Below are 17,022 nucleotides of genomic sequence, written 5' to 3'. Positions count from 1 at the left end.
ATCCTGGCATTGCTGACCATCGCGGCTGCGGCCGAGCGCTTTCCCCGGAATGCGGTGAGCTCGGTTGCTTACAATTACCCGGCCAGAGCGCGGCGGCCTGTCAATGTCCTCGCATCGGCCGAGTGTGCTCGTCCGGTTTTACCGCCCGAACTGCGGGACTTGCGACTTTACGATTAATCCACCCCGATCGCGCGGGCACCGCTCCCCTGCGGGGAATTGTTCCGATTGCGATGCCTCCCAGGATCAGGAGCATCGCGACCACCAGGTCGGCTGTGACCACTTCGCCAAGAATGATCGCTGAACTTGCGACCCCGACGACGGGTGTCGCGAGCAGCCCGAGCGATGTGACGGCGGCGGGCAGGCTGCGATTGACTGTCGCCATCGCCCAATAGGCCAATGCCGTTCCGATGATCCCGCTGAAGAGAAACAGCCCAGCCAGCTGCGCATTCCATTCCAGATGCGGAATACCGTCCTTTAGAAACGCCAGCACGGAGACCACCAGCGTTGCGAGCAGCGTTTGCCAGAACCCGAGCTGGAAGGGCGTGGAAATCCAGCGGTGCGCGCGCACGTAGACGATGCTGACCGCCCAGCACAGGGCAGCCAGCAGGATGCAGCCGCTGCCGGCCAGCGTGTTGGCGTCGGCCCAATTGTAGGCGAATGGATTGAACATGAGGGCGAGGCCGGCGAGGCCGACGGCCATTCCCAGTGAACGCGATGGCGTCATTCTCTCGCCGAGGAACAGCCAGGCGGCAGGCATCACCCAAAGCGGGGTCGTGTAGCCAAGGACGATTGAACGGCCGACCGCGGCGAATTGCAGCCCGAATGCGACCAGCGCTGAAAATGCCACCATGTGAAATATCGAATTGACGAAGATCACAGGCAGATCGCCGCGACGTGGCACGATCATCTCGCCCCGCGCGAACAGAAGCATGGCGAGGGCCACCGTGGCGATGGCGGAGCGAATCGCCGTGATCCACAGCGGCGAAGCGCTCTGCACGAGGATCTTGGTAATCGTCCAGTTCAGGCCCCAGGCGATCACGATCACCGCGAACAGCAGGAATGCGCCGCGGCGCGACAGATGGGTCTGCATGATGATCCCTGTTGGCGGACTGGGCTGCACAAACCATAACCTTGACTGGCACGATTGATAGGTCCATTTTCGAGAAAATCATGGATCCAGTTTTGTCCAGCCTGCTCTCCGGAACGATCGATCTGAAGTTCGTCCCGCAGGATGGCGGGAGCCTGACACGCCAGATCTACGATCGCCTGCGCACCGCAATCCTGTCGGGCGCCTTGCCGCGCGGATACCGGCTGCCGTCCAGCCGGGTGCTGGCGGAAGATTTCGGCGTCTCGCGAAACACGGTCTCAACTGTCATCGATCAGCTGGCGGTGGAAGGTTACATCGTCGTCGCACGCGGACGCCGGCCGGTGGTCGCGGCGGTCGAGAAAATGCAGCTGGTCTCCGCTGATCAATCTCCGGATCATGAGCGCTCCGGCTTCATGCGGGTATCCCGTTGGGCGAGGCAGGTCAGCCGGTCGGACTGGCACTTCACGAACGAAGGAGGGAGTCCGCGGCCATTTGCTCCGGGGCTCGCCGATGCCCGCGAGTTTCCACACGAGGTGTGGGCGCGCTGTCTGCGCCGTGCGGCCCGCAGCAGGCACGCGGCGGGAATCAGGGCCAACCATCCCGCTCTTCGCGCGGCGTTGCTCAGTCATCTCGTGGAGCATCGCGGCGTCAAGGCCGACGCGCGCAGGCTGGTCATTACGTCGTCGGCCCAGGCGGCCATCGAATTGATCGCGCGGGTCCTGCTCAATGAGGGCGATCTGGCGTGGATCGAAAGCCCGGGATATGGCGGCGCGCGCGTGGCGCTCGAGGCGACCGGTGCGCGGGTCAAGGGAATGACGCTGGATCGGAGCGGGTTGCGCCTGGCGGGACGGACTGATCGTCCGCGGCTGATTTTCTGCACACCCTCGCATTAATACCCGACGGGCAGGCTGATGCCGATCAAGCGGCGGCAGGAACTGCTGGCATTCGCCGCGGAGGCGGGCGCGGCTGTTATCGAGGACGACTATGACAGCGAGTTTCATTTCGACGGCCGGCCGGTGGTCGCGTTGCAGGGCATCGATACGGCCGGCAACGTCTTCTATGTCGGGACCTTCTCGAAACCGATGTTGCCGGATATCCGCGTGGGCTACGCGATCGTGCCCGACGGCCTCGTTGCGACATTCGAGAGGATGCAGCGGCATACCGGCCAGATGGTGATGGGGGCGATGCAGCTCGCGCTGGCGGAGTTTATCGGCGACGGCGATTTCGCCGCCCATATTCGCCGGATGACCCGCATCTATCGCGGCCGCCGTGACCACCTGACGCATGCGCTGACTTCAGCGGCCGGAGACAGGCTCGCGATCACGCCGCCGGCCGGCGGCATGCAACTTCTCGCCCGGCTGGAACCGGGATCGGATGACTGCCGTCTCGTGGCCGATCTGGCGAGGATTGGAGTCACGGCGCGGCCGCTTTCCCGTCACTTTACCGGAAAGACCGCCGAGCACGGGCTGTTTCTTGGATTCGCCGCCTGGAATGAAAGCGAAATCGATGCCGGTGCTGAACTTATCGGCAAGACGATCGCAAGGAATCTCCGCGGGCGATGATTCAGGCCGCAGGCCGGAAATGCCCGGGTGAATGTTTGGTATCGCGCCGGATCAGGCGGCGAAGGGTGGACGGCTCCGCATAGCCCACCTGCCGGGAAATTTGATCGACCGGCAGGCGCGTGGTCTCAAGCAGGTATCTTGCGGTCTCAAGCCGGATGCGTTGAACGAACTGAATAGGCGAGACGCCGCAGGTCGCGGCGATGCGCCGGGCAAATGTGCGCGGCGCGAGCGCGACGGCCTCGGCGAGTTCTTCGATCGCAAAATCGCGCGCGATGTTTTCCCGCACCCATTTTTCCGCCCTGGCGATTTTCGGGTCCTGGCTCGCCAGATAATTGATCGCCATGAACGGCACCTGGGAGCGCCGTTCATCCAGCAGCAGATAGTTGGCGCAGGCGCTGGCCAGCTTCGGTCCGGCGAACTTGCCGACAATGGCAAGCATCAAATCCATCTGCGCCATCGCCGCGCCGCCGGTCGCAATTGGCCAATCGGCGACGACAATCCGGTCGCTGGTCAGTTCGACCGTCGGATAGCGCTCGCGGAACAGCGGGCCAAGCCACCATGTCGTGGTCGCCCGCCGGCCGTCCAGCAATCCGGTTTCCGCGAGCAGGAAAGTACTTGCGCACGCCGCGGCGAGCGCGGCGCCGGCTTCGAACGATTGAATCAGCATGTCGCAAGCACGCCGGCAGGCCGGGCTCTTCAGTTTCGCGTCGAGTTCGTCTGCTGACGCAACTCCGAGGCCAAGACCCGGGACAATGACGAGGTCGGCGCCACGCAGCCTTTCCTGTTTTCGGCGCCGGCCCAGACGCACCGTCGTGACATCGAACGCCAAAGCGCGTTTGGCCGTCTTGCTGATCTGGTTGGCCGTCGCCATCACGTCATGGGTGATGGCGGCGCCGGAAGCCAGGCAGCCCTCGATTTCAACGACCGTCACCCTGGTCATGTCCAAAAATCCCCGATCAATGTCATTTTTGACACTAGGCAATCCGGCGCGGAATCGCAATGATCGGCATGAAGGCGGACGCGCGTCGTCAAATCCGGCGGCGCCGATCGTTGCGCGCGCAGGGAGTGACGCCAGATGCCAAAGCGATCCATGAAGCACGACGACCCGCTCGAGGATTTCGAGCGCCGCGAGATTACGCTCGAAGGCATCACCAAGGCGGTGCATGTCGCAGGCCGGGGGCCGGCGGTCATCGTGATGACCGAGATGCCCGGCATCAGCCCTTACGTCGCGCGTTTTGCCCGCTGGGTGCGCGACGCCGGGTTCACGGTCTACATGCCTTCGCTGTTCGGCCGCGATGGCGCTGTTCCCAACGTGGAAGAGGGCACCGCCGTGTTTCAACGCGCCTGCGTGAGCGCCGAGTTCCGTGCGTTGGCCGCCAATCAATCAAGCCCGGTGACGCAGTGGCTGCGGTCGCTGGCGAGATTCGCGCACGGGGAGTGCGGCGGTCCCGGCGTCGGCGCCATCGGGATGTGTTTTACCGGAAATTTTGCGCTGACGATGATGCTGGAGCCGTCGATGCTGGCGCCGGTCCTTTCCCAGCCGTCACTGCCGCTGAACGATCCGGCCGGCATCGAAATCGCGCCGGACGAAGTCAAGGCCGTCCGCGAACGGCTCGACCGGGAAGATCTGACCGTGCTGGCCTATCGCTTCGAGGGGGACAAATTCTGCATGGCGCAGCGCTTTGCGGCCTATCAGGAGGCGCTCGGCGACCGTTTCATCGGGCGGGTGCTTTCCGACAACGCGGCGAGCACCGATGTTCCCGAGTTCTTCGAGCGCTACGTCACGACGCCGCACAGTGTCGTGACCGCCCACCTGATCGACGAAGCCGGTCAGCCGACCATCGCTGCCCGCGACGAGATTTTGGGGTTTTTCAAGCAACGTCTGGCGCCCTGACGCGCCAGCGTCGCACAACTGCCACGAGATCAAGGGAGGAGCAATCGACAGCGCTCCGGAAAGTCTCGACCAGCCCGTCAATTTGCATCAACCTGACGCGTCTGCGTAATGTCACGCATTTAAAGTCGGCAGGGTGCAATTGCAGCTCGCCATCAGGCATTGTGAGAATTCTCCATGAGCGCTGAAATCAAACCCTATCGCATCTCGGTCGGCGACGATGTGCTGGACGATCTGAAGTCGCGGTTGCGGAACACGCGCTGGCCGGAGGCCGAACTGGTCGACGACTGGAGCCAGGGCGCGCCGTTGAAATGGATCAAGGATATCTGCCGGTACTGGGCCGACGAATATGACTGGCGCGCCCGCGAGGCACGCCTCAATCGCTTTACGCAGTTTACGACCGAAATCGACGGCCTCGATATTCACTTCCTGCATGTCCGCTCGCCGCATCCGCAGGCGATGCCGCTGATCATCACCCATGGCTGGCCGGGCTCCGTGGTCGAGTTTCACAATGTGATCGAGCCGCTCACCAACCCGACCGCATACGGCGGCAACGCCGCCGACGCGTTTCACGTCGTTTGTCCGTCGCTGCCCGGCTTCGGCTTTTCGGCCAAACCCGCCACGACAGGTTGGGGCGTGGATCGCATTGCCTCCGCCTGGGCGGTGCTGATGGACCGTCTTGGCTATGCGCGTTATGGCGCGCAAGGCGGTGACTGGGGCTCGGCGGTGACGACCGCGCTGGGCGCGCAGGACGGCGAACATTGTGCCGGAATTCACATCACGCTGGCGATGTCGGCGCCTCCCAACGTGGACGGACAGCCGACGCCGGAGGAGGCGCGGGCGCTGCAGGGCATCAAATACTATGCCGACTGGGATTCCGGCTATTCCAAGCAGCAATCGACCCGGCCGCAAACCCTGGGCTATGGGTTGACGGATTCGCCGAGCGGCCAGGCGGCGTGGATTCTCGAGAAATTCTGGGCCTGGACCGATTGCGACGGGCACCCCGAGAACATTCTCGGCCGCGACGAATTGCTCGACAATGTCATGCTGTATTGGGTGACGGCGACCGCGGCCTCATCGGCGCGTCTCTATTGGGAGAGTTTTGGGCCGAAACGCCGGACGCCCCACAAGGTCACGATCCCGTGCGGGGTTGCCGTGTTTCCCAAGGAGATCGTCACGCCGGTACGGCGGTGGATGGACGGAAGCTACACCGATATCCGGCACTGGCGCGAACTGCCGAAGGGCGGTCACTTCGCAGCCTTCGAGCAGCCGGAGCTGTTTGTCGGGGAGGTGCGAGACTTCTTCAGGACCTTGCGTCAGCCTGTGGCGCGTTGATCTGATCGTTCAGAGATACCAGGCGAGGACGGCCTTGAGCTGGGCATTCTCGATCACCGGCAGTACGACGATCTGATTCATCCCCGCCGCGCGCGCCGCCTGCGCCGCAACTGACTCATCGACCTTCAGATGCTCGTTGATCGCCGGCATGCCCGTCGCCCAGGCGCCACCGATGCTGCCTTCGCCTTTGCCGATGCTCTTTGACGCGTAAATCGATTCAAGCTCGATATTCTTGCTGCAATCGCCGGAATGAAAGACCAGTGCCGATCGCGATGAATTCGGTACCCAGATTTCAAAACGCTTGGCGATCGGGGTGGCCTGCGCGGACAGGAACGTCATCACCCAGGTTTTTTCAGGTGACGTGGTGTAGGGAATGCCGACACCGCAATTGATGCCGATTTCGGAGGCTTCTTCCCAACGCAGGAAGCGCTTGGAATTGTGCAGGTCCTTGATAATCAGCGGCATGCCGGCTTTCCAGGTCCGTCCGGGCAGGCCAAAGCCCCGTGGAAACTTGGTGTGCCGTGAATTGAACTCGAACATGTCGGCGGTGCCGTAATAGCCGTCGACAAGCCCCATTTCGTGGCTGACGTCGGCATCATTGTGCCAGAGTTCGATGGCGCCGACGTGCTTCTCGTCGTCGCCGCAGAACAGCACCATGACGGCCATCAGGAATTCACCGGCGAACACCGGCAGCGCCACGCCACAGGTCAGTCCGGCTTCGATCGCCTCGTCGGTGCGCTTGAAGTAGGAGTTGGCAAATTTGGTGAGAATGACCGGATGGCCGGAGGCCCAGGCTTTGCCGGGCAACCCTTCATCAAAGGCAAACAGCGCATTTTCGCTGACGGCCTTGAACTCCGAATACTCCTCGCTGCAAAGACTGCCGCCGAACTCCAGACGCGTGCGGGTCCGGTCGGGCACCCACAGTTCAACCACTCGAATGAACGTCTTCATCGGGACGCACCTATCGCCTCATCGGCGACCAGCATCCGCGATTTAGCGATGATATGTGCGATCAAATTACAGGCAAGCGCCGCCCAAACTTCGTGCGAAGTGCGTCAACGGGCAGGACGGAACCTCAATTCCGGTAGGACGGATCGATGCGATCGAGTTTACGCAGATAAGCGGGCCAGGCGAGGTCGCCATTTCGGGCCGGCCGGTCAACCCGCGGCCGCATCTTGTCGTAGGTCGCTTCGAGAATGCTTTGCGACGGATAAATCAATTTGGTGTTGCAGGACAATGCCATGATCTGCACCTGGCAGGCACGTTCCAGGCGCCACAGCACGTTGAACGCCGATGGCACAGTTCTGCCGACGACGAGCAGCCCGTGGTTTCGCAGGATCATGGCTTCGTGGTCGCCAAGGTCCCTGACCAGGCGGGCACGCTCGTCGACGTCGTCGGCGATGCCTTCAAAATCGTGGTAAGCGACATGCAGGAACCGCATCGAGGTCTGCGCCAGCGGAAGCAGCCCGCATTCCATCGCCGAGACCGCCATGCCGGCCGGCGTGTGTGTATGCGCCACGCAATCCATGTCGTGCTTGGCCATGTGAATGGCGCTGTGAATGACGAAGCCGGCGAGATTGACATTGTATTCGGTCGCGTTGAGCAGCGTGTTGCCGTCAACGTCGACCTTGATCAGGCACGACGCATCGATCTCTTCGTAGAGCATCCCGTAAGGATTGATCAGGAACTGATCTGTCGTTCCGGGTACCCGGCAGGAGATATGATTGGCGATCATCTCGGTCATGCCGTACAGCGCCGTGAGGCGGTAGCAGGCCGCCAGATCGACCCGCGCCTGCCATTCTTCCGCGCTTACCTGTTCGCGGACCGATTTCACGACCTTGATGGCGGGCGAGCTGACGGGGGGATTCATGGCGTTTCTCCGCTAAGCAGAATTTATGGGGTCGGGCAGGGCCCGATCATTTGGCACGGAGGATAGCTGCAGAATTCGCTGCGCCGCAAGGCAAGCCATGCCGGTTTATTGCAGGGCTGACGGGCGAAATCCGAATGCACCGGGTTGGCGCAAATCCGCTTCGATGCCAGTATCAGGGCAAGCGCGGCCGGCGTTTCAGATTTGGGACGATCGAGGGAGTACCATGACTGAAGGCCGCTATCGGCTGATTGGATCGACCGCGTCGCCTTACGCCATCAAGCTGCGCGCACTGATGCGCTATCGCCGAATTCCCTTTGACTGGGTCATCATGACCAGGGCGCTGCGCAAGGCGACCGAGCATCTGCGGCCTAACCTGATCCCGGTGCTGCAGTATCCTGACGGCACGTTTCGTGGTGAGACCACGACATTGGCGTACGACCTGGAGCGGCGTCATCAGGTACGGTCCGTCATCCCCAACGACAAGGCGGTCGCATTCGTGTCCGACTTGCTGGAAGATCTCGCCGACGAATGGGCGGTCAAGCCGTTGTTTCTGTATCGATGGTGGGATCCGGAGGATCAGGCGTATGTCTCGCGCTGGGCCGGCGAGGAGTGGTCGGTATCGGAGGCTGCGACCGGCAGCCCTGAGGAGATCGAGCAATTCCGACAGCGGCAGATTTCCCGCATGGTCATTCTCGGTGCGACCGCCGAGAACAAGCCGCTGCTCGAGGAGAGCTATTTGCGGATGCTGGCGGCCTTTGAGCCGCATGTCGGCATGACCAACTATCTGTTCGGCAGCCGGCCTTCGCTTGCCGATTTCGCCTGGTTTGGCCAGCTCAGCGAAATGGCGACCGATCCGACGCCGATGCGGATCATGCGCGAGAAGGCGCCCTTTACCGATCATTGGGTACGGCGGCTGGATGATGCTTCGGGCGTCGAGGGTGATTGGTATCCGCGCGAGCAGGCACTCAGCGGTATGGCCGAGGCGCTGTTGAGAGTTGCAGGCGAACTCTATCTGCCATTCCTAGTGGCCAACGCGGAAGCCTCTGCCAAAGGTCTCGATCGGCTGGAAATCAATGTCTGGGGCCTGCCTTACGCGCTGACGCCGTTCAAATATCAGGTGAAGTGCCTGCAACAGCTTCGCGACAAATTCGCAGCCTTGGATGCGGACGATCGTGCCGCGCTGCGACCGGTGCTGGAGCGCACAGGATGCTGGCCGCATTTGATGGCTGGCTAACAAGTGACAACGTTTCTCCCGTCATCCTGAGGTGCGCGCACTTGCGCGCCTCGAAGGACGACGGCCCGTCTGTGGCCGATTCATCCTTCGAGGCTCGCTGCGCTCGCGCCTCAGGATGACGGAACCTCGAGCCTAGTCCTTGGGAAAATCCTTGCGCATCGCGATCTCGGCGGCATCGCCGGGCGACAGGACATTGCCGTCGAATGCCGGCTGGCGTTCGGTGACGATGTCGTAGAGCGAGATCTGCTTGATGGGCTTCGCCATCAATTGCCGGATGCAGTCCGCCAATGTTCCGTTGTAAACGAGATACGGCGTCTTGCTGGTGACCCGCTCATTCCTGAGCGAGGGCCACTTTTTCAGGTCGGCAGGCGCGTCATAGGCAATCGGGAGGCTTTCTCTGAACATGCCCCGGTTCCGGCGTTTCAACCACCAGACAGGTTAGCCAAACCTGGTAAACAGATTGAAAACACAGGCGGTGGGTCACTTCCGGTGCCGGCTGCCCAGCGCGGCCGCGATCGAGTCAGGGTCCTTGATGCGCTGGATCAACAGGTCGATGCGGTCGCCGCCCCAGAACAGTTCGCCGTTGAAGATCATGGTCGGCACGCCGAACACGCCGAGATCCTCTGCCTCGTCGATGATGCGGTCATGTTCGGCCCGAGCCGGACCGTGGACATAGGTTTTGAATTCCTCGGCCGAACCGCCAATCGATGCAATCACGCCGGCAATATCCGACAGTTCGTCGATCTCGAGATCATGGCTCCAGAAGCGCCGGAACACCGTGTCGTGGTAGGAACGAAACACGCCATGACGCTGCGCGAACAGCATGCCGGCGCTGGCATAGAAGGCATCATAGATGCGCCGCGGGCCCTTCATGGTGAGGCCCTGCGCGTTGGCATAGCGCCGCGCGTCCATATAGGCGTAACGCACCTTGCGCCAGAAATGCGGTGTACGCTCTTCCACGGTGCCCATGAACTCGGCGACGCGTAGCGTATAGGGCAGCCATTCCAGCTCGACGCCGTATTCGTCCTCGAGTTCGAACAGCCGCTTGTTCGCGACGAACGCGTAGGGGCTCTTGTAGTCGGTGTAGATGCGCACGCGTGGCCTTGTCATCGCCATTCCCTGTCCCGATGGGCAATTGTTTCCGATCCGAACGGTGGAGGCAATCGGCGGATGCCGCGTTGATCGTTGGAAGAGCTAAACGAATGGATTGAGCCAAACGAATGGGCCCCGGTGCATTCAAGCAGCGCGGGGCCCTACATCTTCGTTATAGGCGAAGGATTATCTGGTAGACACCAGTGCATCTTCAAAATCGAAAAGCGCTTGGCCTTTGCGCTCCGATCTTGCGCATATGTTTGAATTTTTAGGCGGCGCAACGGGGCTAGCAGCTGCTGTTCACCCAATTTGCGTCGAGACCTTGCGGTTGAGCAAGGTCACTGGCTTAGCCGGTGGCGTCATGCTCCTCTCCAAGAGTGGGCCCGACGGACTTGCGTCCGCATCCGCTGCTTGCAGGTCGATCACATGATCGGTCGCTATTCCCGCGAAGGAGGGAGCCGAAGGCTCCGCTACGCCGACAGGTGCAGCGTCACAAATGCTGCGGCAGATATTGTCAGGTGTCAAGTTTATGCTGAGAAAAATCGCACTTGGGTTCCCGTGCATACGCCCGCCGGATGGAAGAGGGTTCCGCTCTTTAGCGTCATTTTAAAGCGATGAACTCATGCTTTGGTCTGGCGATACCGGGTGAAATCAGGATCGTGAGTCATCGTCCAGTAATCGACGAACCGCCATGGCATCGCCGAGAACACCCGGCCCTGGCTGTTGCGGTAGTAAGTCGTCATGCCCGGATGAGACCAGATCAACTGCTCATGCTCGGCGTCGACTTTTTCGATGTACTGATCGTGCGCGTCCGGACGAACATCGATCGCAGCGATGTCGCGTTCGATCATCTCGACCAGGCAGGCGCTGATGTAGCGGCTCTGGCACTCCGACTGAAAGATCACGCTGCCGCCATGCGCGGGCCCGGAGTTCGGGCCGAGCATGACAAAGAAGTTCGGAAAGTCAGGCACGGTGAGCCCGAGATAGGCGGTCGGGTTATCGTTGGCCCAGGCCTGCCTGAGGTCCTTGCCGTCACGGCCCGTGATGTTGAGGCGCGCTGCCATCTCGGTGACCTTGAAGCCGGTCGAGATCACGATGATGTCGGCCGGCCGCGATTTGCCGTCCGACGCGACAATGCCGTCTCTTGTGAAATGGTTGATGCCGTCGGTGACCAGTTCGACATTCGGTTTTGTCAGCGTCTTGAACCAGTTGTTGTCGAGCAGGATGCGCTTGCCGTAGGGCGGATAGGTCGGCACGCATTTCTCGATCAGGTCGGGACGGTCCTTGAGTTCGGACAGGATAAAATCCGTCAACTCCTCGCGATGGCGGTCGTTGCCCTTGTTTACCGCGCGCTCGGGATGCGGCCAGTTCGGATCCTTGCGCAGGAACGGCAGCAGGCCGTCGCCGTAGCGCCAGAACATGTTGAAGCGGTACCACTGCACATAGAAGGGCAGGTGGGCGAGCAGCCATTGCGCACCGTCGCTGATCGGGTCGGAATAGCCCGCGACCGGTCGCGCCCATTGCGCGGTCCGTTGATAGACGGTCAGCGATGCCACCTGGCCCGCGATCGACGGCACCAGCTGCATTGCGGTAGCGCCGGTGCCGATGACGGCGACATGCTTGCCGTCGAGCTTGATGTCATCAGACCACAATGCGGAATGGAGAGTCTGGCCCTTGAAATTTTCTTCGCCCTTGAAATGCGCGGGCGAGGGGTCGTTGAGCTGGCCGATCGCGCTCACGAGCGTGGTCGACTCAAAGGTCTCTTCGCCATCCGCCGTTTTCAGTATCGAAATCCAGCGCCGCTTGCTCTCGTCCCAGCGCGCAGACGTCAGTTCGGTGTTGAGGCGGAGGTGCTTTCGAATGTCGTATTCGAGCGCGACCTTCTTGAGATAGTCGAGCAGTTCCTGGCGCTGGGCGAAGTAGCGCGTCCATGGATTACGGGCGCCGAACGAGAAGGAGTAAGAGTGGTTCGGCGTATCGACGCCGCAACCGGGGTAACGATTGACATACCAGGTGCCGCCGAGTTCCGCGTTCTTCTCGACGATGGTGTAGGGAATGCCGAGGCGGCCCAGCGCGACGCCAAGCGCGATCGCGCAGACGCCGGCGCCGACAATCAGCACATGCTGCTGCGCCAGTTTGTCGTCGGCCGGATGTTTGGTCCAGCGCGCCTCGCGGGGGATAAAGCCCATTTCCTCGCGCATCAGCGGCGCATATTCCGGCGTGACGTTTTCGCCGAGCGTCGCGCGCATCATCTTCAGCATCAATTCGTCGCCGGGGTCCGATATCACGGGCTTGGGCTCGCCATTGGCGAACAGCTTCACGACGGCCGCGCGGATTTCGTCCTGCACTTCGGGGGGCAAGCCGGCCTCGGGATCGGGGATCAGGCGAACGTCGCGCCTCGGCTTGTAGGGCGGCTCCAGCCAGCGTTCGTCGCCGGTCATGTGGACCAGCACCATCAGCAGCACGCGGATATCGCCTTCGGCGATGGCCGATGCGAGATCGAGCTTCTTGCGGGGCATTTCGATGTTCATGCTCGTATCCTTGTTACGTGCCAGGCGCTTCGCGCAGGCCGCCATAGGCGGCCCAGGTGGTGCCGGCGATATATCCGGCGTCGACCGGCAGGTTGATGCCGGTGACACCGCTGCTCATCGGTGACAGCAACCACGCAATCGCCTGCGCGACCTCGATCGGCTCGACCAGCCGGTTCATTGCCGTCGGGCTTTCGAGCAGGCGCTTGTTGAGCGCGCCGGAGGCGATGCCGGCTTCGAGCGCCGCGGTGCGGGTGAAGCCGGGAGAGACCGCATTGACGCGCACGCCGGTACGCCCCCATTCGGCGGCAAGCGTTTGTGTGATCTGGATGACGCCGGCTTTCGCGGCCGTATAGGCGTGGATCGGACCTGAGGTCATGCCGGCGACCGAGGCGACGTTGACGATGGCGCCATGCCGGCGCTCGGCCATTTTGACGCCGACGCTGCGGGCGACCAAGAATGTCCCGCGCAGGTCGATATTGACCTCGCGGTCCCACTGATCCATCCGCACCCGCTCGATCGGATGCATCTTTCCGAACACGCCGGCGGCATTGACGAGGCCGCTGATCGGCCCGTGGGCTGTCTCGATATCGGCGATGCCGCTGACGACGGCGCTCTCGCTGGCGACATCGAATGGGGCAGGCCACAGGATCGTCCTGGTGCCGGCCAGTGGTTCCGGGACGATGTCGACGATCACAACACGCTGGCCCTGTTCGGCCAGAAGCGTGGCGGTTGCAGCACCAATGCCGCGGCTGCCGCCGGTGACGAGAACGATACCCTCAGCGCTCATTGTCGTTGCCTTTGCCGGCTGAATTGAAAAGCCCGCGCGTCATCAGCTTATGGTAGGCGGAGATGACATGGTCGGGCACGGCCGTGACTGCACCGTTCGAGTACGAATACCGCCGGCTCAGATAGCCGCGGGCACCCATCAGTATTTGGACGATGGCCTCGAATTCCTCGTCGCTATAGCTGTCAACCGTGCCGGCAAGGCGCGCGCGCTTCAGGATACGGACATAGGCCGTCGAGATGTTCTCGAAATGCTTCTGGTAGCCGATCGGCGCAAAGAACTCGGCCTCGTTGAGGATGCGCAGGAACTCCGGCACCTCGCGGATGAAGTCGAAAAAGGCGCTGAAGCGTTCGACTTCCTGCTGCGCGGTCTGTGCCGTGCCGGTGCGCGCACGGATGAAGCGCACCATGTCGATGCCGATTTTCGGCAGCAATTGATCCAGCAGTTCCTGGCGGTTTTCGAAATGATTGTAGAACGTGCCCTGCGCGACGCCGGCTTCCTCGGTGATGCGGGCGACCGAGGCTTCGGCATAGCCGTATTTGCCGACGATCTTGGTCGCGGCGTCGAATATCTTGCGCTTGGTCCAGGCGTTGCGCTCGACGCGGTTGAGTTTGGTGACCTTGCCGGAATTGGCTCGCGTTGCCTGCGTCATGAAGCCTCCAGTTCGGCGCGCAGCACGCGCTTGAGCACCTTGCCCGACGGATTGCGCGGCAGGCTTTCGCGGATGATCAATTGCTTCGGGACCTTGAAGCCGGCGAGCCGCGCGCGGCAATGATCGGCCAAAGCAGGCAGCTCCAGCGCGGCGCCTTCTCCCAGCACCACGATCGCAACAGGCTTCTCGCCCCAGCGTGCGTCCGGCATGCCGATGACGGCGCATTCGCGCACCTGCGGCAATTCATAGATCACGCGTTCAACTTCGGAAGAGGCGATATTCTCGCCGCCTGAAATGATCATGTCCTTCTTGCGGTCGGTGAGATAGAGGAAGCCGTCTTCATCGAGGTAGCCGACGTCGTCGCTGCGGAACCAATCGCCGAAGAAAGCGGCTGCGGTTTTCTCGGGATCGTTCCAATAGCCTTGGGTGACCTTCGGCCCGCGCAGGCAGATTTCGCCGTTTTCGCCGGCGGCAAGGCGGTTGCCGGCGTCGTCGCGGATTTCGATCTCGACATGGGCGATGGCGCGGCCGGTCGATCCAATCTTTTCGATCTCACGGCCGGGCTCCATAAAAGTGTCGCCGCCGCAGGTTTCCGTCAGGCCATAGGCGTCGATGTAGCGGGCGTTCGCAAAATATTCGGAGAAGCTGCGGATGCGCGCTTCCGGTGTCTTTTCGCCGCCGCCGATCGCCCATCGCAGGCTGGAGACGTCAAAGCTGTCGCGGGTCGGGCAGGTCAGGATCGCCGTGGTCATCACGGGCGCAAACCACGCCGCGCTCAGTTTCTCGGCTTCGATCGCCGCCAGCGCCTGCTCGGGTTCGAAGTTGCGGTGGATCGACAGCATGCCGCCGTGCCAGAGCACGGCTATGCCAGGCAGATCGAGCGCGCCGACATGGTAGAGCGGGCCGACCACCAGCAACCGCGTCTCCGCGTTCAGTCCGAGCACCAGCGTCTGGTCGGCCGACTTCCAGAAGATGTTCTCATAGGTGAGCATCACGCCCTTGGGCCGGTCCGTGGTGCCCGACGTGTACATCAGCCGGATCAGGTCGCGCGGTTGTCTTGGATGTATCGGGGCGGGGACGATGTCAGGCGCGAGCCGCGAGAGGGCGGATTGCGCGACCTCATCGAGTAGCACCACGGGAACGTTACCTGCTGCGATGCCGGCCAGCTCTTCGTCCGCGATCAGAATGCGCGCGCCGGAATTGCCAACGATGTAGCCGACCTCGTCGGCCGACAGCCGATAGTTGATCGGCAGAAACACCGCGCCGATGTGGCTGGCTGCAAATACCAGTTCGAGAAACGCGGTGCTGTTCTTCATCAGCACCGCGACGACATCGCCGGCGCCGATGCCGCGCGAGGCGAGCCAGCCGCCCACATGGCCGATGCGGCGGTGGAAGTCGGCGTAGCAGATCTCCTCGCCGCGGTATTTCAGCGCACAGCGGTCCGGGGTCCGCCTGGCGTGAAACGCGATGAAGCTCGAAAGGTTGATCATTTCTCGGCTCAAAAGGCCGGATTCCGGCCTGATCTCCCGTTAGATGAATTATGACTCGTAATTCATATTTGGCTTGACGTCACCCCCTTTGCTCTGAAATCTTGTGAGTACGGGGGCAGCACGATCCCCGGCTGGGATTTGGGCAGGAAACTGGGAACGCAAACCCGACAGGGAGGGAATAATGACGAGAACCCGCAAACCGGGCATCAGCCGCCGTTCAACGCTGGCGCTGATGGGCGCCGGTGCCGTGACTTTCGCGACACCGTGGGTGGCGCGGGCGCAGGCCAAGACCATCAAGGTCGGCATGCCCACCATTCTCTCCGGCCGCGTGGCGCAACTCGGAACGTCATCGCGCAACGGCGTGATGCTGGAAGTCGAGAAGGTCAACGCCGCCGGCGGTCTCGCCGGCCGGCAGATCGAGATGGTGATCCGCGATTCCAAGGGGCAGCCGCAGGAAGCCGCCCGCGTGGCGCGCGAACTGGTCAACACCGATGGCTGCGAACTCCTGATCGATGCCGAGGCCTCATCCGGAGCCTTCGCCGTGCACGAAGTCGCACGCGATCTCGGCGTGCTCTGCATTCACACCAATTCGGAAACCTCGGCGCTGACCGCCGATCCCAAGCAGCACATTCCCAACGCGTTCCGCACCGCGCGCCAGGGCGTGCATGACTCGATCGTCGGCGGCAGCTACGCGGCTGCGATCTCCAAGGCCAAGGGCCTGAAGAAATGGGCTACCTGCGCACCGGATTACGCCTATGGCCGCGACACCACCGGGGAGTTCACGCTGTATCTGAAGCGCTTTGCGCCTGATGTCGAGATCATCAGCGAGTCCTGGCCAAAGCTGTTCCAGCCTGATTACACCGAGGTTGTCACCAAGATCCTGCAGGCCAAACCACAAGCGCTGTATTCCTGCCTGTGGGGCGGCGATCTGACCTCCTACATCGATCAGGCCAACATCTATGCGCTGTTCACCCAGATGGAGGTGTTTGCGGTCAACATGGCCGACTACACCGCACTGACCGTGGTGAAGAACCTGCCCAAGGGCATTCATTCCGGCAACCGCTACATCAAGACCTATCCTGCGACCGCGGAGAACGCGGCCTGGGGCGATGCCTACAAGGCGAAATACAACGAGTACCCGACCAACTGGTCGTGGGAGAACGCAACCGCGATCATGTTGCTCGCCGAGGCCTCGAAGAAGGCGAATTCCGCTGACGGCAAGAAGATTGCGGAGGCATTGCGCGGCCTCAAGATCAAATCGCCGTTCGGCGCCGACGGCACCGTGACGATGCGGGCCGAGGACCAGACCCTGATCGGCTATGCGATCGGGTGGGGCACGACGATCCCGCAAGAGCCCTACGTGCCGGAAGTCAAGCCGGGTGACTGGAAGACGATTCTCGAACTCGAAGCCGAGTGGAAGAAGAGCAAGGGTTACACCTGATCGATCCGCGAAAAACGGAGGCAGCATGGGCTGCCTCCGCTCACGGCCCCATG

General features: G+C 62.1%; 14 protein-coding genes and 1 pseudogene. 5 read left to right on the top strand and 10 right to left on the bottom strand.

The annotated features are described in order from the left end of the window. Positions 1–100: 100 nt before the first annotated feature. Positions 101–1,090, bottom strand: coding sequence for a DMT family transporter (locus JQ575_RS19295; protein ID WP_212034792.1), 990 nt, complete (start codon positions 1,088–1,090; stop codon positions 101–103). A gap of 80 nt (positions 1,091–1,170) precedes the next feature. On the opposite strand from JQ575_RS19295, the pseudogene JQ575_RS19290 reads away from it, so the two are divergent. Next, positions 1,171–2,649 (top strand): annotated as a pseudogene (locus tag JQ575_RS19290) (PLP-dependent aminotransferase family protein). A gap of 1 nt (position 2,650) precedes the next feature. Here JQ575_RS19290 and JQ575_RS19285 read toward each other — a convergent pair. Next, positions 2,651–3,589 carry a GlxA family transcriptional regulator gene (locus tag JQ575_RS19285; protein WP_212034791.1) on the bottom strand — a complete coding sequence of 313 codons (939 nt, stop codon included), beginning with the start codon at positions 3,587–3,589 and terminating at the stop codon, positions 2,651–2,653. A 135-nt stretch (positions 3,590–3,724) separates the two neighbouring features. Here JQ575_RS19285 and JQ575_RS19280 point away from each other — a divergent pair, with 135 nt between their 5' ends. After that, the gene (locus tag JQ575_RS19280; RefSeq protein WP_212034790.1) at positions 3,725–4,543 is read left to right on the top strand and encodes a dienelactone hydrolase family protein; all 819 of its coding nucleotides are present in this window, start codon (positions 3,725–3,727) and stop codon (positions 4,541–4,543) included. Between the two features lie 174 nt (positions 4,544–4,717). Then, positions 4,718–5,875, top strand: coding sequence for an epoxide hydrolase family protein (locus tag JQ575_RS19275; protein WP_212034789.1), 1,158 nt, complete (start codon positions 4,718–4,720; stop codon positions 5,873–5,875). 9 nt (positions 5,876–5,884) lie between these two features. Here JQ575_RS19275 and JQ575_RS19270 read toward each other — a convergent pair whose 3' ends face one another. Further along, the gene (locus JQ575_RS19270; protein WP_212034788.1) at positions 5,885–6,826 is read right to left on the bottom strand and encodes a GAF domain-containing protein; all 942 of its coding nucleotides are present in this window, start codon (positions 6,824–6,826) and stop codon (positions 5,885–5,887) included. A 124-nt stretch (positions 6,827–6,950) separates the two neighbouring features. Beyond that, a complete protein-coding gene (locus JQ575_RS19265; protein ID WP_212034787.1) occupies positions 6,951–7,745 on the bottom strand; it encodes a class II aldolase/adducin family protein in 795 nt (264 codons plus the stop codon). A gap of 223 nt (positions 7,746–7,968) precedes the next feature. Here JQ575_RS19265 and JQ575_RS19260 point away from each other — a divergent pair, with 223 nt between their 5' ends. Continuing rightward, positions 7,969–8,979 (top strand): glutathione S-transferase N-terminal domain-containing protein, encoded by a 1,011-nt coding sequence (locus JQ575_RS19260; RefSeq protein ID WP_212034786.1) that lies wholly within the window; start codon positions 7,969–7,971, stop codon positions 8,977–8,979. Positions 8,980–9,111: 132 nt separating this feature from the next. On the opposite strand, the gene JQ575_RS19255 is transcribed toward JQ575_RS19260, so the two are convergent. The 6 genes from JQ575_RS19255 to JQ575_RS19230 form a co-directional block, all read right to left on the bottom strand. Next, positions 9,112–9,384 (bottom strand): hypothetical protein, encoded by a 273-nt coding sequence (locus tag JQ575_RS19255; RefSeq protein WP_192738695.1) that lies wholly within the window; start codon positions 9,382–9,384, stop codon positions 9,112–9,114. Positions 9,385–9,459: 75 nt separating this feature from the next. Beyond that, a complete protein-coding gene (locus tag JQ575_RS19250) occupies positions 9,460–10,089 on the bottom strand; it encodes a 2-hydroxychromene-2-carboxylate isomerase (protein WP_212034785.1) in 630 nt (209 codons plus the stop codon). 602 nt (positions 10,090–10,691) lie between these two features. Further along, positions 10,692–12,602 carry an NAD(P)/FAD-dependent oxidoreductase gene (locus JQ575_RS19245; RefSeq protein ID WP_212034784.1) on the bottom strand — a complete coding sequence of 637 codons (1,911 nt, stop codon included), beginning with the start codon at positions 12,600–12,602 and terminating at the stop codon, positions 10,692–10,694. Positions 12,603–12,615: 13 nt separating this feature from the next. Beyond that, the gene (locus tag JQ575_RS19240) at positions 12,616–13,389 is read right to left on the bottom strand and encodes an SDR family NAD(P)-dependent oxidoreductase (protein ID WP_212034783.1); all 774 of its coding nucleotides are present in this window, start codon (positions 13,387–13,389) and stop codon (positions 12,616–12,618) included. After that, positions 13,379–14,038, bottom strand: coding sequence for a TetR/AcrR family transcriptional regulator (locus JQ575_RS19235; RefSeq protein ID WP_212034782.1), 660 nt, complete (start codon positions 14,036–14,038; stop codon positions 13,379–13,381). The genes JQ575_RS19240 and JQ575_RS19235 overlap by 11 nt, the downstream gene beginning before the upstream one ends. Next, positions 14,035–15,528 (bottom strand): AMP-binding protein, encoded by a 1,494-nt coding sequence (locus JQ575_RS19230; protein ID WP_212034781.1) that lies wholly within the window; start codon positions 15,526–15,528, stop codon positions 14,035–14,037. Before JQ575_RS19230 ends, JQ575_RS19235 begins: the two co-directional genes overlap by 4 nt. A gap of 181 nt (positions 15,529–15,709) precedes the next feature. On the opposite strand from JQ575_RS19230, the gene JQ575_RS19225 reads away from it, so the two are divergent. Beyond that, a complete protein-coding gene (locus tag JQ575_RS19225) occupies positions 15,710–16,969 on the top strand; it encodes an ABC transporter substrate-binding protein (RefSeq protein ID WP_192738689.1) in 1,260 nt (419 codons plus the stop codon). Positions 16,970–17,022 lie beyond the last annotated feature (53 nt).

It is taken from the genome of Bradyrhizobium sp. JYMT SZCCT0428, from assembly GCF_018131075.1.
GTDB lineage: Bacteria > Pseudomonadota > Alphaproteobacteria > Rhizobiales > Xanthobacteraceae > Bradyrhizobium.
This window is presented reverse-complemented; position numbering and strand designations above follow the sequence as displayed.

Excerpts from the sequence above, each read along its gene's own strand:
- JQ575_RS19295 (WP_212034792.1), bottom strand. The coding sequence starts at position 1,090 with ATGCAGACCCATCTGTCGCGCCGCGGCGCATTCCTGCTGTTCGCGGTG.
- JQ575_RS19285 (WP_212034791.1), bottom strand. The coding sequence starts at position 3,589 with ATGACCAGGGTGACGGTCGTTGAAATCGAGGGCTGCCTGGCTTCCGGC.
- JQ575_RS19280 (WP_212034790.1), top strand. The coding sequence starts at position 3,725 with ATGCCAAAGCGATCCATGAAGCACGACGACCCGCTCGAGGATTTCGAG.
- JQ575_RS19275 (WP_212034789.1), top strand. The coding sequence starts at position 4,718 with ATGAGCGCTGAAATCAAACCCTATCGCATCTCGGTCGGCGACGATGTG.
- JQ575_RS19270 (WP_212034788.1), bottom strand. The coding sequence starts at position 6,826 with ATGAAGACGTTCATTCGAGTGGTTGAACTGTGGGTGCCCGACCGGACC.
- JQ575_RS19265 (WP_212034787.1), bottom strand. The coding sequence starts at position 7,745 with ATGAATCCCCCCGTCAGCTCGCCCGCCATCAAGGTCGTGAAATCGGTC.
- JQ575_RS19260 (WP_212034786.1), top strand. The coding sequence starts at position 7,969 with ATGACTGAAGGCCGCTATCGGCTGATTGGATCGACCGCGTCGCCTTAC.
- JQ575_RS19255 (WP_192738695.1), bottom strand. The coding sequence starts at position 9,384 with ATGTTCAGAGAAAGCCTCCCGATTGCCTATGACGCGCCTGCCGACCTG.
- JQ575_RS19250 (WP_212034785.1), bottom strand. The coding sequence starts at position 10,089 with ATGACAAGGCCACGCGTGCGCATCTACACCGACTACAAGAGCCCCTAC.
- JQ575_RS19245 (WP_212034784.1), bottom strand. The coding sequence starts at position 12,602 with ATGAACATCGAAATGCCCCGCAAGAAGCTCGATCTCGCATCGGCCATC.
- JQ575_RS19240 (WP_212034783.1), bottom strand. The coding sequence starts at position 13,389 with ATGAGCGCTGAGGGTATCGTTCTCGTCACCGGCGGCAGCCGCGGCATT.
- JQ575_RS19235 (WP_212034782.1), bottom strand. The coding sequence starts at position 14,038 with ATGACGCAGGCAACGCGAGCCAATTCCGGCAAGGTCACCAAACTCAAC.
- JQ575_RS19230 (WP_212034781.1), bottom strand. The coding sequence starts at position 15,528 with ATGATCAACCTTTCGAGCTTCATCGCGTTTCACGCCAGGCGGACCCCG.
- JQ575_RS19225 (WP_192738689.1), top strand. The coding sequence starts at position 15,710 with ATGACGAGAACCCGCAAACCGGGCATCAGCCGCCGTTCAACGCTGGCG.